Annotated in this window: 13 protein-coding genes and 1 pseudogene; 4 read left to right on the top strand and 10 right to left on the bottom strand. The window is 43.2% G+C overall.

The features are described 5' to 3' along the window. Nucleotides 1-35 precede the first annotated feature (35 nt). From B4Q04_RS23065 to B4Q04_RS04150, 4 genes and pseudogenes are all read right to left on the bottom strand, one after another. Nucleotides 36-644 (bottom strand): collagen-like protein, encoded by a 609-nt coding sequence (locus B4Q04_RS23065; RefSeq protein WP_215933171.1) that lies wholly within the window; start codon nucleotides 642-644, stop codon nucleotides 36-38. 286 nt (nucleotides 645-930) lie between these two features. Continuing rightward, nucleotides 931-1,377: a helix-turn-helix domain-containing protein gene (locus B4Q04_RS23155; RefSeq protein ID WP_410543964.1), complete on the bottom strand. Its 447-nt coding sequence runs from the start codon at nucleotides 1,375-1,377 to the stop codon at nucleotides 931-933. Continuing rightward, nucleotides 1,351-1,566, bottom strand: a pseudogene (locus tag B4Q04_RS23055) (GAF domain-containing protein); the annotation flags it as partial. The gene B4Q04_RS23155 and the pseudogene B4Q04_RS23055, both read right to left, overlap by 27 nt. 443 nt (nucleotides 1,567-2,009) lie before the next feature. Further along, nucleotides 2,010-2,987, bottom strand: coding sequence for a ThuA domain-containing protein (locus tag B4Q04_RS04150; protein ID WP_088696383.1), 978 nt, complete (start codon nucleotides 2,985-2,987; stop codon nucleotides 2,010-2,012). A gap of 112 nt (nucleotides 2,988-3,099) precedes the next feature. Here B4Q04_RS04150 and B4Q04_RS04145 point away from each other — a divergent pair, with 112 nt between their 5' ends. Then, a complete protein-coding gene (locus tag B4Q04_RS04145) occupies nucleotides 3,100-4,257 on the top strand; it encodes a methionine aminotransferase (RefSeq protein WP_088696063.1) in 1,158 nt (385 codons plus the stop codon). Between the two features lie 362 nt (nucleotides 4,258-4,619). Here B4Q04_RS04145 and B4Q04_RS04140 read toward each other — a convergent pair whose 3' ends face one another. The 5 genes from B4Q04_RS04140 to B4Q04_RS04120 all read right to left on the bottom strand — a co-directional run bounded on the left by B4Q04_RS04140 (nucleotide 4,620) and on the right by B4Q04_RS04120 (nucleotide 10,277). Continuing rightward, nucleotides 4,620-5,273, bottom strand: a complete 654-nt coding sequence (locus B4Q04_RS04140) for a CoA transferase subunit B (RefSeq protein WP_013993170.1) — start codon at nucleotides 5,271-5,273, stop codon at nucleotides 4,620-4,622. A gap of 122 nt (nucleotides 5,274-5,395) precedes the next feature. After that, nucleotides 5,396-6,094, bottom strand: coding sequence for a CoA transferase subunit A (locus tag B4Q04_RS04135; protein ID WP_013993169.1), 699 nt, complete (start codon nucleotides 6,092-6,094; stop codon nucleotides 5,396-5,398). Between the two features lie 117 nt (nucleotides 6,095-6,211). After that, on the bottom strand, nucleotides 6,212-8,554 hold the full coding sequence (locus tag B4Q04_RS04130; protein ID WP_088696062.1) for a penicillin-binding protein 1A: 2,343 nt from the start codon (nucleotides 8,552-8,554) through the stop codon (nucleotides 6,212-6,214). A 3-nt stretch (nucleotides 8,555-8,557) separates the two neighbouring features. Further along, nucleotides 8,558-9,043 (bottom strand): gliding motility lipoprotein GldH, encoded by a 486-nt coding sequence (locus B4Q04_RS04125; RefSeq protein WP_013993167.1) that lies wholly within the window; start codon nucleotides 9,041-9,043, stop codon nucleotides 8,558-8,560. Further along, entirely contained in the window at nucleotides 9,036-10,277 is a 1,242-nt protein-coding gene (locus B4Q04_RS04120; RefSeq protein WP_013993166.1) for a stage 0 sporulation family protein, read from the bottom strand. Before B4Q04_RS04120 ends, B4Q04_RS04125 begins: the two co-directional genes overlap by 8 nt. A 175-nt stretch (nucleotides 10,278-10,452) precedes the next feature. On the opposite strand from B4Q04_RS04120, the gene B4Q04_RS04115 reads away from it, so the two are divergent. Continuing rightward, nucleotides 10,453-11,622, top strand: a complete 1,170-nt coding sequence (locus tag B4Q04_RS04115) for an MFS transporter (protein WP_046287829.1) — start codon at nucleotides 10,453-10,455, stop codon at nucleotides 11,620-11,622. A 9-nt stretch (nucleotides 11,623-11,631) separates the two neighbouring features. On the opposite strand, the gene B4Q04_RS04110 is transcribed toward B4Q04_RS04115, so the two are convergent. Then, nucleotides 11,632-12,663, bottom strand: a complete 1,032-nt coding sequence (locus B4Q04_RS04110; protein ID WP_013993164.1) for a rhodanese-related sulfurtransferase — start codon at nucleotides 12,661-12,663, stop codon at nucleotides 11,632-11,634. A gap of 526 nt (nucleotides 12,664-13,189) precedes the next feature. Here B4Q04_RS04110 and recA point away from each other — a divergent pair. Then, nucleotides 13,190-14,197: a recombinase RecA gene (recA, locus tag B4Q04_RS04105; RefSeq protein WP_013993162.1), complete on the top strand. Its 1,008-nt coding sequence runs from the start codon at nucleotides 13,190-13,192 to the stop codon at nucleotides 14,195-14,197. Between the two features lie 153 nt (nucleotides 14,198-14,350). Next, a complete protein-coding gene (locus B4Q04_RS04100; RefSeq protein ID WP_013993161.1) occupies nucleotides 14,351-14,785 on the top strand; it encodes a hypothetical protein in 435 nt (144 codons plus the stop codon). Nucleotides 14,786-14,854: the final 69 nt, after the last annotated feature.

The following is a 14,854-nucleotide window of genomic DNA, read 5'->3' as shown; positions in this document are numbered from 1 at the left end:
CCGGGCAATACCGGCCTACCTCCTTGCCGACTATCTTATTTGGGAATACCGAAGTAATCCACGACTTCGTCGTAAGACATTTTAGAATAATCAACAGCGGCCGCTTTTGTAGTGACCCCGCCAATTCCATCGCTCGCTTCCGTCCCTCCGGGGATTAATACATACCGATAGGTAGAAAATAGGGGCGAACCAATATCAGAAGTCCCGTCGGCCGTTGCCAGTCGTATATTGATTTCCTCCAAATCGAAGTAGTAATAGTAACTGACCCCTTGATTTCCAAGGTATGGCAAGGCATAGACAGTCCCGTTCGCCGCAACCTTACCGTATACCAAAACGGTTCCATAGTCGACGATTTCTTGACTAAGTCCCGCCACTTCCATAGAGGCGTTTGCGGTAGGAGACATAATGTTATTGTTTACAAAGGGCGAGTCGACCCAACCGGAATAAATAACGTTGGCCGTACCCGGGTCTCCTTTTTCGCCCTGTTCCCCTGTGTCACCCTGTTCACCGGTGTCACCCTGCTCTCCTTGAATACCCTGTTCACCTTGTGGGCCCTGTGGACCAACGGCTCCATCTTCCCCATCCTTGGAACAGGCGATAATAGATAAGGTCGCCACAAAAACACATAATAATTTAGTTTTCATCATATTATTTTTTAATTAGTTCCCCAAAACTAGATTTCACACAAATTCAAGTGTCCTATATTTTACAAATCGCAAAAAACAGGACTCCAAAAAATGTATTGACTATCAGTTATTTATATGTTTTTATTACTAATTGTAATCGATATATGACCTATTGTGTGCCATTTGAAACCATTTATACAAAATATTCCAAAGGAGCATTTTTGAAGGTTTTTTTAAGAGGAGAGAACCCCTATATATGCCATTGGAATACCGAATCACGGATAAGACAAAGAAATTATGATCTTCAGTGCTTTACGCCAACGCCTTTTTTAGCCTTCCCATCCCCCTTTCTGAACCCTGTTGGGGTAAGTCCAGTGTGCTTTTTAAAAACGGAGTAAAAAGTGGACTTAGAATTGAAGCCTGCTTCCAGGCCGATGGAAAGAATGGTATAATCATTATATTTTCCGTCGGCAAGCATATCTTTTGCGTCAAGTATCGAATAATGGTTTATGTGGTCGGAAAAGTTATGTCCGCCCAACTTATTGACCAAATGTGAGAGATAGGTTTCACTAATATTTAAAACGTCGGCCATGGCGCCCAGACTCAAGTTGGAATCACGATGCACCCTTTCTTGCGTCAAAAGTCGCACCCACTGCCCAGAATAAACCACCCCGTTGATCAATGGTTTGGAATTCTGAGTGCTTATACGCTCTAATTTTATGCCCGTGAGCTTGGCTATAAGTTGAAAAATAAGCACATGGCTTTCGGTAAAAAAGTTCTTTTCCGAATGTTCAAAATCAAGAACCCCCAATAAGTCGCCCGATCTCATTATAGGAACGGCCAATTCGGAAAACCTTCTTTTATCGTCCAATATATACCTCGACTCCATAGAAGTATCCGAGAGCAATATGGGCTGTTTGATTTGAGCGACCCGCCCACAATACCATCGCCCACTTTAATTTTCAAGGGACTCAATATTTGCCGTCCGCAGTATTTTCATTTCTTAATCTCCCAACACGAACGGTCTTGACCACAAAAAAAGAAAAGACCACTAGAATAGCGATAATTACGATGTGGTAGACGGTCAATCCCATAAGCTTGTATTGAACAATGCGTTTAAAAAAACCGACCGAACAGTTTGCCCATCCCCCGTCAAAAGGATTGGAACCCCTAGTTTTGGCAGTTTATCGATAATCGGCCCATAGAAAACGGGATTGTAATCTGGCGGTCTGTACCACTTACAACCTAGGAACCGACCCTTGGGTCGGTTCCTATAATTTTGCACAGAAAAGGGAAAGCTATCAGATTTTGCCTCAAATGTCAGTGGATTCAAGACTCAAAAAAAGCCTTTTGAACGCGGTCTGCCTACCCAGTATTGAAAACCTATTTAGTGAACTTTCGTGAACTGGTCTGCCCGGCGGTAGGAAAATCGGCAGGAATAGGCTGGCTTACCGCGCCTGTGGCCGCCCATTCGGCTCCTCTAAGCATACTGGTCAAAAAGCCGACACATTCTACCGAATAATCGACATGACCCATGATGTTATGAAAGATACGGCCCTTACCGTACTCTAGGCTCATAAGCGCAGGTTCGTGCCTACCTGTACCCTTGTTTTCCGGATCTGAATACGCGGTTGCCAAAACCTCCATATTCTCCGCAGGGCCACGAAGACTATTATACAACTCATCTTTGGTATGGAACCACACTTTGGGCATACCCTTGGTAATCGGATGGTCTTCATTTCTTATTTGAACCTGATATTCGCTTTGCGGACCATGGGAACCGGCATTTCCAGGACTATTATCCCTAATAAGCTCACCTGCATCATTGTAATACACATAAGGTCCGTCTTTTTCGGTACGATCGCCCCAACCGCCTAAACCGATCATTTGGTTATAGGCTTCCCATTCAGGAAAAGAATTGTCCGCAGCATGGAAAACGACCAATCCGCCTCCTTTTTTTATATACTTTTCAAACTTCTTCTGGGTCTTTTCGGGCCATGGTGCAGCGTTCCATCCAAAATTACAGATGACCACATCGTATTTTGAAAAATCGGGACTATAGTTCGGGTCGGCCATGGGCTTTTCCTTTGCCTCCGTTTTAGGTAAATCTTTTATTGGAAATTCAGCGATAAAGTTATCTCCTTTCCAAGTATATGCCGAACGGGCGACCTCTACGGTAAACAAGCCGGTGTTCTCCATTTCCGTTTTCAACATATACGTAATCTTCGGCCATTGATCGTGATTGTTTTGACCATCAACAATAAGTGTTCTTATTTTTTTGGATGAAGCCGTTTGTGAAAAAAGGGTATTTATGGTAAAAACCATGGAAAAAACTAAAACTAGAGTTCGAAAATTGCGCATATCATATGTTTTGGATGCATAAATATAAGGGATCACAATTAAGTTTATTAAAAAAAGAAAAAGTATATGCCCCATAAAGTTGTAAATTGAAATCTTAATTGAACAGTACCGAATGACTTCCTCTAATTTGAGATTTTCATCTAAACTCCCCAAGGCAAAAACCACCATTTTCACTACGGTGGGCAACTTGGCACGAAAGAATAAGGCCATAGACCTTTCCCAAGGCTTTCCAAATTTTGAAATAGACCCCAAACTGAAGGAGTTGGTCACAGATGCCATGGAAAACGGCCATAACCAATATGCCACCATGCAAGGCTATTATGGTTTAAGGGAAATTATTTCAGAAAAAATAGAAAAACTGCATAAAAGGCTTTACGATCCCGAAAGCGAAATTACCGTTACCGTAGGCGCAACACAGGCCTTGTTTACGGCAATTACCGCCTTCGTAAACCAAGGGGACGAGGTCATTGTAATAAAGCCTGCCTATGATTGTTATGAACCGGCCATACTATTGAACGGGGGAATTCCCGTTTATGTACAACTCGACGCCAATGGCTACGAGATCGACTGGCAAGCCTTGAAAAGCAAGATTTCCGAAAAGACGCGTATGGTCATCATAAATACGCCCCACAACCCGAGCGGACGTATATTTTCAAGGGAAGACATGCTGCAGTTACAGGAAATCCTTAGGCCCACCAATTGCATCTTGGTGAGCGACGAGGTATATGAACATATTATTTTCGATGGAAAGGAACACCAAAGTGCTTCCCGCTTCGACGATTTGGCCCAGCGCAGCTTTGTATGTGCCTCTTTCGGCAAAACTTTTCACGTCACCGGATGGAAAATCGGCTATTGCGCCGCACCTGCCGAATTAATGCAAGAATTTAGGAAAACACACCAATTTGCCGTGTTTTGTGTGGACCACCCCGTGCAAAGGGCAATGGCTTCCTACCTTAAAAACGAGCAAAACTATTTGGGCCTTCCTTCATTTTATCAAGAAAAACGAGATTTGTTCCTAGAAGGATTAAAAGGCTCCAGATTCAAGTACAGACCCTCGGAGGGCACCTACTTTCAACTTTTGGATTACACGCAAATCACGGAAGAAGGCGATGAAGCTTTTGCCATACGATTGATCCTTGAGCACAAATTGGCCAGTATACCTATATCGTCCTTTAATGTCGGCAATCGGCAAGACGGTGTATTGCGGTTCTGCTTTGCCAAGAAAAATGAGACCTTAGAAGAGGCCGTTCGCATTCTGCGTTCACTCTAGCAAGCACTATTTCGGCCCGAGACCAAAATATAGCGCATAAAAAAAGCGGCCTTTGGGTGAGCCGCTCTTTTAATTTCTTTTTCAAAACATTTTACAACATAAACAACTTCTTGGTCAGCATTACGATTCCGCTGAAAAAGTCATTTTTATAAACTTGTATTTCTTCTTGTGTGTGATTGATTTGAGCTTCCATAGGTTTTTTATTTGGGCAAAATCGGATTTGGGATGCGATTTTCGATTAATAACAATATAAATATACGAATCACTCTTTAAACGGTAAAAAACTTGTTGTGAAGTGTTCCCACATTGTTGTGAAAGCCAATTTTTATACGCCCTACAACAGAGAAACCCCTTCCTTTAGCCTAAATCGGCATTTCAGGAACAGTGCCTTCCACGATCAAACGGCCTTCGGTAGCCGCCTTAATTTCATCTACGGTCACCCCCGGGGCCCTTTCTACAAGCTTAAAACCAGCGGGCGTTACTTCAAGAACGGCGAGGTTGGTGACAATCTTGGTAACACACCCCACGCCCGTAAGGGGTAGGCTACACCTTTTTAAGAGCTTAGATTCGCCGGCCCTATTGGTATGCATCATGGCTACGATAATATTTTCCGCCGAGGCCACCAAATCCATGGCGCCGCCCATTCCCTTGACCATTTTTCCAGGTATTTTCCAATTGGCAATATCCCCGTTTTCGGCAACTTCCATAGCCCCCAAAATGGTGAGGTCTACATGTTGCCCACGGATCATACCGAAACTCGTGGCCGAATCAAAAAAAGAGGCTCCCGGCAAGGTGGTAATGGTCTGTTTTCCGGCATTGATAATATCGGCATCCTCTTCCCCTTCAAAAGGGAAAGGCCCCATTCCCAAGACGCCGTTCTCACTTTGAAACTCTACATTGATATCATCCCTGACAAAATTTGCGACCAAGGTAGGTATACCAATACCCAAGTTTACGTAGTAACCGTCTTTTACCTCTTGTGCTATTCGCTTGGCGATTCCGTTTTTATCTAACATAACAGTTAATTTGAAATGTGTCAATTTGAAAATTGAACAATTACGATTTTTTACTTGTTGATATAATTTTCGAAACAATCAAAGTCACAGAATTTAAATGAAGTAATTTTCAAAGGGTATACTTATCGCTTCCTAACCGTTCGTTGTTCTATACGCTTTTCATAGTTGCTCCCTTGAAAAATACGTTGTACGAAAATGCCCGGTATGTGAATCTGATTGGGATCTAGCTCACCTGCGGGAACCAACTCCTCCACTTCGGCGACCGTGATCTTCGCGGCCCCGCACATACAAGGATTGAAATTTCGGGCCGTACCTTTAAAGATCAGGTTTCCGGCTTCATCGCCCTTCCAGGCCTTAACAAAGGAAAAATCAGCTTTAAAGGCTTCCTCAAGCACATACATTTTTCCGTTAAATTCTCGGGTTTCCTTGCCTTCGGCGACTTCGGTACCATAGCCGGCTGGGGTATAAAATGCCGGGAAACCAGCTTGCGCGGCACGGCATTTTTCCGCCAAAGTTCCTTGGGGCGTAAGCTCTACTTCGAGTTCGCCACTGAGCATCTGACGTTCAAATTCTTCGTTCTCGCCTACGTAAGACGATATCATTTTTTTAATCTGGTGCTTGTGAAGTAAAAGTCCCAATCCAAAATCGTCTACACCGGCATTATTGGAAATACAGGTGATATCCTTGATATTGGAAGCGACCAATTCGGCAATGGCGTTTTCCGGAATCCCGCAGAGACCAAAACCGCCCAACATAAATGTCATGCCGTCTTGAACACCATCTAAGGCTTCTTTAACACTTGCTACTTTCTTAGAGATCATATAATAAGGAATAAAAGATTTCTATTGCAGTCAAGTTACAATTTTTAAACGAAAATTGCCCGTGACTTCTATTGAAAGTCACGGGCAATTCTTGTTATACCTTTATGTAGTAAGACCTTAGAAATCTAGGTCGTCTAAATCATCCTCTAGATCTGAATCTTGTTGATTGTCACCCGAGCTCTTGCTACAATCTACCTTGATAGACAGGTTTTCGGGTTTTTCAAAGGCTCCGTCAGAGATACCCAAGTCTTTATTCTCATAATTCTTTTTCATGTACAGTCCCCAAATCGGCAACGCCATAGAGGCACCTTGGCCATAGGCGATCGATTTAAAATGTATAGAACGCTCTTCACCGCCGACCCAAACACCGGTGACAAGGTTTGGTACCATACCCATAAACCAACCATCACTTTGGTTTTGTGTCGTACCCGTTTTACCGGCAATGGGGTTTGTAAACCCGTAAGGATAGCCCGTGATAACCTTTTTGTACACCGTAGAGTTCTTTGCCCCTGAATGTCTTAAACGCGTACCTGAGCCTCCTTGGGTAACCCCTTCCATAAGGTTTACCATAGCGTAGGCCACGTCTTTACTCAACACATCCTTGGTCTCGGGCACATATTCGTAAAGCACCGTACCGTTCTTATCTTCAATACGCGTTACCATAACAGGCTTTACATAAACTCCCTTATTGGCAAAAGTACCATAGGCACCTACCATTTCATAAACGTTAAACTCAACCGTACCCAGTGCAATGGAGGGTACTTCGGGGATTTCCTTCGTAAGTCCTAAATTCTTGACAATAGACACCACCGAGCGTGGCCCTACCCTGTCGATCAACTGGGCCGTAACCGTATTCACAGAATTGGCCAATGCATCTTTAAGGGTGTACATCTTACCCGAATATTGGCCTACGGCATTCTTAGGACACCAAGGGTCTGGATTACCGTGCTTATTGGCCTCAATACAATATTGCGTATCGGGAAGTGAATCACAGGGAGACAAGCGCAACTGATCAATAGCTGCCGCATATACAAAAGGCTTAAAGGTAGATCCCGCTTGACGCGAACCTTGAATAACATTGTCATACTGAAAATGTCTGTAGTCAATACCCCCGACCCATGCCTTAACATGTCCGGTCTGTGGCTCCATAGACATCATGGCCGCCCTTAAGAAGTTTTTATAGTATCTGATGGAATCTATCGGCGTCATAATGGTATCGCGTTCACGGCCATCGCTATTCCAGTCAAAAACGGTCATCTCCGTTTTTTTGGTGAACGATGCCCGGATAACCTCTTCAGATTTCCCTTCAGCCTTCATCTTGCGCCATCGATTCGAACTTTTCATTGCCCGCTCTAGAATACGTTTTTCTTCAGATTTATCTAAATCCAAGAAAGGTGCGGTCGGGTTTTTATCCGGTGTGTTTTGGCGAGAGAATTCATTTTGAAGATTGGCCATATGCTTCCGTACGGCATCTTCGGCATTCGCCTGCATACGTGAGTCTATGGTCGTATAGATTTTAAGTCCATCTAAAAATAGATTCCACTTATCCCTGCCACCTTCCATAGCTGGCTTAGGGTTTTTGGAAATCCAATCGTTCATAAATCTTTGGAGGTACATTCTAAAATAAGTAGCCAGGCCTTCCTTATGCGATTCTGGATTAAAGTTGATATCCATTTTCAGGGCCTGTAACGAATCTTTTTCCTTTTCAGTGATATAACCGTACTTCGCCATTTGGCCTAGCACTGTATTTCTGCGGTTGGCCACCAATTCTTCCCTTCTTATAGGGTTGAAGTATGAGGAGTTTTTAAGCATTCCGACCAAAACGGCAGATTCTTCGACCTTTAGCTCTTGTGGTTCTTTACCAAAGTATATTTTCGCCGCTGATCGAATACCATCGGCATTATTCAAAAAGTCGTACTGGTTCAAGTACATAGCAATAATCTCTTGCTTGGTGTACTGCCTTTCCAATCGAGTGGCCAAGACCCATTCCATCACTTTCTGCTTTATGGTCTCAAACTTGTTCTTTGACCTGACCCCCACAAAAAGCTGTCGTGCCAATTGTTGGGTAATGGTACTAGCCCCCCCTTTTTTTCCTAAATAGACAAAGGCCCTTAGGGTTCCTCGGGCATCGATTCCCGAGTGGTCAAAAAAGCGGGCATCTTCGGTAGCTACCAGGGCATCTACCAAGTTTTGTGGAAGACTGTCATAAGGCACCGGGGTTCTGTTATCGTCTAAATAGAACTTGCCCAATGTTTTTCCGTCTGAAGAAATAATCTCGGTAGCCAGATTGGTCTGGGGATTTTCGAGATATTCATATTCGGGCATGTCGCCCAAAAGGCCCCATGAAGCCGACAAAAATATTAATGCAACCAATAGAATACCTGAAACAAACAGGATCCAGAACCATTTGATATATTTAAAATACCCGGCAGGCTTTTTCTTTTTAACAACTTTGGACATAAGTTATTCGTTACTTTTTTCTATTTCAAATCCAACATCGGTGATTCCTTTCAAATCTTCAATACCGTTTACGCTTCCATTTTTGCGCATGGCGTGCCAAACGCGTAGATTATATACGCCCGAAGAGGGAAAAACGATGTTTTCTTTGTACCATAATTTATTTTCTTTGATACTTCCGTACCCTTTACCCAACCACGAACCATCGGGCAAGGCCATTTCGTACTCCAACGTATCTTTAACGGTTTCTCCCGAAGGAAATTCAAGTTCGGTAATCAAGAATAGGTTATTGTATGGAAAAGTGGCATCGTTACGGACCGTAATGAACATATTGTGCCTTTGCATGGTATCGATTTCAGAGAATGAAAAGTGAATGCTGTCGGTTTTGTTCCAGACGCCGCCTTTTGTGGCCTGAAATTCAGATTTCACCAAATTATCGTTACACGAAACGAGCCCTACGGCAAGGGCCAAAGCTAGCAAGACCCTAGCCATTTTTTTGCTGCCTTTTTTGATTGTTGTTTCTACGACCTCTTTTCTTTTGGGGGTTCGCGTTGTTTCCGCTATTGTTGTTATTGTTCTTCCCACTATTGCTCTTCGCCTTGTTTCTCTTACGGTTTCTGTTCCTAGGTCTTTTCGGCTTATCGAAACGGGTAAGGCTATCTTGGCCCACCACGTTCTCAAACACCTTTTCTTCCTTAACGAAATTATCTACCGTATATTCCTCTAGACTGGCAACTTTTTCTTTCTTTTTGTTTTTTTCCAGAATTTCCTGCACTTGTTCCTTGGTCAGGGTATGCCAATTGGAAGGGTCTTCCTTGTATGAAAACCACAACATTCCCTTGAAAATATCGGTCTTTTGACAGAAGGCGAGTCCTTTTTCGGTAAATAGTTTGGTGTCTTGTGAAGGAAAATCTTTTAAGGCCTCCAAGTACATATCAAGCTCATAGTTCAGGCAACATTTGAGCTTTCCGCATTGTCCTGCCAATTTTTGGGGATTCAATGACAGTTGTTGATACCGTGCAGCGGAAGTACTGACCGACCTAAAATCGGTCAACCATGTAGAACAACAGAGTTCACGCCCGCACGAACCGATTCCGCCCAAACGTTGGGCCTCTTGGCGGTATCCGATTTGGCGCATCTCGATCCTAATACCGAAGGCTTTGGCCATATCTTTGATCAACTGTCTAAAGTCGACCCGATCTTCGGCCGTATAATAAAACGTGGCCTTTGAACCATCACCTTGAAATTCTACATCGGAGATCTTCATTTGAAGCTTTAGGATGATAGCTATTTCTCGAGCACGTTTTTTTATTTCCTCTTCGCGGTCACGGCATTTTTGCCATTTATCGATATCGTTCTGCGTAGCCTTTCGGTGTATCTTAGGCAGGTCTTTATCTTTATAGTCTACCTTTTTGCGCTTCATTTGCACCTTGACGAGCTCGCCCGTTAAGGTTACCATGCCCACATCGTGGCCCGATGACGCCTGTGTTGCCACAATATCACCAATGGAAAGCGTAAGGTTTTCCGTGTTTCTGAAGAATTCTTTTCTACTGTTCTTAAATCGAACTTCGACGCAATCGAACGGCTTTTCCCCATTGGGAAGCGACATGTTGGAAAGCCAATCAAAGACCGTTAATTTATTACAACCATCGGTACCACAAGTTCCGTTGTTCTTGCAACCACGAGGTTGTCCGTCCTTACCGGTCGAACAACTGCTACAGCCCATATATTATATCTTGGTTTGGCCCAAACGGGGGTTTACGGCCAAATAGGGTTCGTACTAATTTTATATGTAAAGGTACTAATTTTTTAATGTGAACGAAAGTTATCTCAACTTACACGGCTTCTTCGTTTCTTTGCACGACATATGCATATGTTTAAAAAACAGGGAGACGGTCTTTATGGAAAAACCCAGAACACTAAGTAACGCGGTTCTCTACCTCATGAGTATCTCGGCAGGCCTGGTTGCTGCCAACCTCTACTACAACCAACCTTTGTTACACTTGATTTCCATGAGTTTTGAGGTAAGCGAATCGGCGGTGAGCAATGTGGCCCTAGCTACCCAGTTGGGCTATGCCTTCGGTTTACTTTTCGTAGTTCCGCTTGGTGACATGGTAAACAACCATAAAATCTTGAAATTGGATTTTATTTTAATGCTGCTCTCCCTTGTGGCCGCAGGCTTTGCCCCCTCACTATGGTTTCTGGTCATTGCCAGTTTCTTTATAGGATGCACTTCTGCCCTGCCCCAATTATTCGTACCTATGGCCGCCCAATTATCGAATGCCGAAAACAGGGGGCGGGCCATTGGCATCGTTATGAGCGGTTTGCTCATAGGTATTTTGGGAAGCCGTACCATAAGTGGTTTTGTAGGGGAACAGTTCGGATGGCGCAGTATGTATTTTGTGGCGACCCTTATCATGCTCATTCTTTTTATCGTCCTCAAATTTAAACTTCCGAAAATAGAACCGATCTACAAGGGCAATTATGCCGACCTTATGACATCCCTCCTACACTATTTCAAGTCGGAACCCCCGTTGCGACTAGCCGCAGTGCGAGGCGGACTCTCATTTGCCGGACTAAGTGCTTTTTGGACCACCTTGGTCTTTTTGATGGAAGACAACTTCGGTTATGGCAGTGGTATCACCGGAACTTTCGGACTCATTGGGGTAGTTGGGGCCTTGGCAGCCAGTATCGTCGGCAAATTAAGCGATAGGATAAGCAAGAACCTCATCATTATAACTTCTACCGTAATCTTGATCCTTTCTTGGTCGATTTTTATGATTTCGGCACATTCGATCATAGGAATCGTTCTCGGGGTCGTATTTGTCGACCTCGGGCAACAATCGCTTCACATTGCCAATCAGAACATTATATTCTCTAGAAACGAAAGTGCCCGAAACCGGATCAATACTATTTATATGGTCATTTTTTTTCTTGGAGGTGCCTTGGGCACTACCCTAGGAGCCTATGCATGGCAACATTACCAATGGATAGGAGTATCGGTGCTAGGCCTTAGCCTTTCGATACTTAGCCTTATCGCACATTTGATCTATGGTGACAAAAAAATGTAAAGTGAGCCTTTAACGCTTAAACTTCAACACCTCTGAACGGCCTTTTTTAAAGATTTTATTGCTAGCTCCCTTACCCTTACGCAGCTTTTTCTGTTCTTCGTAAGGCAATGCGTGTATTTCTTTACACTTATCGGAACAACAATCATCCATCTTTTTGGCACATTCCTCGCATTGTATAAATAAGAGGTGGCAGGCTTCGTTGGCACAGTTTACATGGGTATCGCAAGGTTTTCCGCATTGGTGGCAATTTGCAATTACATCATCGGTAATGCGTTCACTACGTCGATGGTCAAAAACGAAATTTTTTCCCAAGAACTTATTTTCGAGTTTTTTCTCTTCAACCTGTCGGGCATAGTCGATAATACCGCCCTCCAGCTGATAGACCTGCTTAAAACCTTTGTGCTTGTAATAGGCACTCGCCTTTTCACATCGTATACCGCCTGTGCAGTACATGACCAGCTTTTTGTCTTCCTTATAATCGGCCAGGTCTTTTTCTATAATATCCAAAGAGTCACGAAACGTATCGACGTCAGGAGTTATGGCATTCTTAAAGTGGCCTATCTCGCTTTCGTAGTGGTTTCGCATATCGACCAAAATGGTGTTGGGGTCCTCAATAAGTTCATTGAACTTTTCGGCACCTACGTGAACCCCTTTGTTGGTCACATCAAAGGTACTGTCGTTCAAGCCATCGGCTAGGATTTTCTTTCTAACCTTAATCTTCAGTTTTAAAAACGAAAGGTTGTCTTGTTCAATGGCGATATTAAGCCTTACGTTCTCTAAAAACGTTATGCTATCCAAGTGCTTTTTAAAAGCCTCGAAATTCTCGGCAGGAACCGATAATTGGGCATTTATACCTTCGTGGGCTACGTAAATACGCCCTAGAACCTCAAGTTCGTTCCAGTGTATAAAGAGATGGTTCCTAAAGAGTTGTGGGTTGCCGATTTGTGCATATTTGTAGAAAGAGATCGTCAAGCGCTCTTGTCCGGCTTCCTTAATAAGGGCCGCTCTTTCTTTTGCACTTAAATTATTGTACAGTTGCATTCTATACTAATGTTTTAAGTTTATAAAGATTTTCTAAGGCGGCAAAGATAAGAAATAATGTCACGTTGTTATGACCCCATACGCCCGGATTAAGTCGGCATGGTAACATCACAAATAAAAAAGAGCCCTGATGTGATATCAAGGCTCTTTATTGGCCACTCCATTTTTTTTCTTTTTCATAGCATCTTTTCAAGTACAAAAAAGGAAATGACCACCAACACTCCTCAACACTTAAACTAGAGAAGTCTATCAAGTATACGTACTTGGTTATGACCATAGACACTATTTCATACAATAGATGCAAAAACAGCTTTTCGGTTGCGTAACACCAAGTACCATAAATCTTTATCGCATAGGCTTAGTCGGCATAACCTATTCAAACTTACACGATTTCAATAAAAATTTTCAAACTTTCACTTCGTCAAAAAAAGCCTTGCGAGTTAATTTTTCTTTTTATAAAATGCAGGCTTTAACTGGCATTATGATAAAAGAAATGCTAATTTAGCATCCCTTAAAAAAAGAAAATATGAGCGCGGAAAAAGAAGCAAAACTAAAAGCCCTTAAATTAACCTTAGATAAATTGGACAAGACTTACGGTAAAGGTGCCGTAATGAAAATGGGCGATAGTGTGGTGGCAGATGTAGAAGTCATTCCTTCAGGCTCATTAGGTCTAGATATAGCTCTCGGCGTTGGCGGATACCCACGCGGAAGGGTCATTGAAATATATGGTCCTGAATCTTCAGGTAAAACGACCTTAACCCTTCATGCCATTGCCGAAGCACAAAAAAACGGTGGTATTGCCGCCTTTATCGATGCGGAACATGCCTTTGACCGTTTCTACGCACAGAAATTAGGTGTCGACATAGACAACTTGATTATATCGCAACCCGATAACGGGGAGCAGGCCTTAGAGATTGCCGATAACCTTATCCGTTCAGGTGCCATCGATATCGTAATCGTGGATTCCGTTGCCGCATTGACTCCAAAAAGTGAAATCGAGGGAGAAATGGGAGACTCTAAAATGGGGCTCCATGCAAGATTGATGTCACAGGCCTTGCGTAAACTGACCGGTTCGATCAGCAAGACCAACTGTACCGTTGTTTTTATCAACCAGTTGCGTGAGAAAATTGGCGTGATGTTCGGAAACCCAGAAACCACTACCGGTGGTAACGCCTTAAAATTCTATGCCTCCGTTAGGTTAGACATTAGAAGGTCTACCCAAATCAAAGATACCGACGGCAGCGTTCAAGGAAACAAGACACGGGTAAAAGTGGTCAAAAACAAAGTAGCCCCGCCATTTAGGACTGCTGAATTCGACATTATGTACGGTGAAGGAATCTCCAAAGTAGGAGAGATCATCGACTTAGGCGTTGAATATGAAATCATCAAGAAGAGCGGATCTTGGTTCAGCTATGGCGACACCAAGTTAGGACAAGGGCGAGATGCGGTTAAATCGTTATTGCTCGACAATCCCGAACTTTTTGAAGAGCTGGATGAAAAAATTCGTGCCGCTATTAATGCCCTTAAGAAATAATTTAGGCCATTAGCCTATTCCCGTTTTACAATTTACGCCTTAAAGAATGGTTGTCAACCCTTTCTTTAAGGCGTATTCTTTTTCAGCCTTTATGTGGTAAACTACGCAACCCTAGCGCCCTTTTTTCATCTTATATGTAAAAATCAAAACCACATGAAGAGAATATATCTAAAGCTACTTACCATAGCTTTCACCCTAGCGATTGCCTCCTGCAGTCTTGACGACGACGGGACCAACTTTCAGTACGCCCCCTTGGAAATAACGGGCGCCAGCTTGCCGGACACTTTTGAACTCGGGCGTGTATACAGCATAGATGTCAAAATCTTAAGACCTGACGATTGTACCTTGGTCGACCGTTTTGACGTAAGCCGTTCGTTTACCGATTCGACCCAGATCAGAACCGTCTCGGCAGTAGGTATTATTTTAGACAAAGAAAAATGCAATACGGTAGATGACGAAGTTCAAGATTCGTTTCAATTTGAAGTGCTTTATGACAAACCCTATGTTTTTAAGTTCTACAAGGGGAACGATGATCAAGGTGAACCTGAATTTTTAGAAATAGAAGTGCCTGTAAGCCAGAAACCTTAATTATCTTTAACCTAAGGAACCGTATGTGCTTTGCACAAAACCCATAAAATCGGTTTTAAAGGCATGTAT

This window comes from Zobellia sp. OII3 (genome assembly GCF_002211465.1).
Lineage (GTDB): Bacteria > Bacteroidota > Bacteroidia > Flavobacteriales > Flavobacteriaceae > Zobellia > Zobellia galactanivorans.
This window is presented reverse-complemented; position numbering and strand designations above follow the sequence as displayed.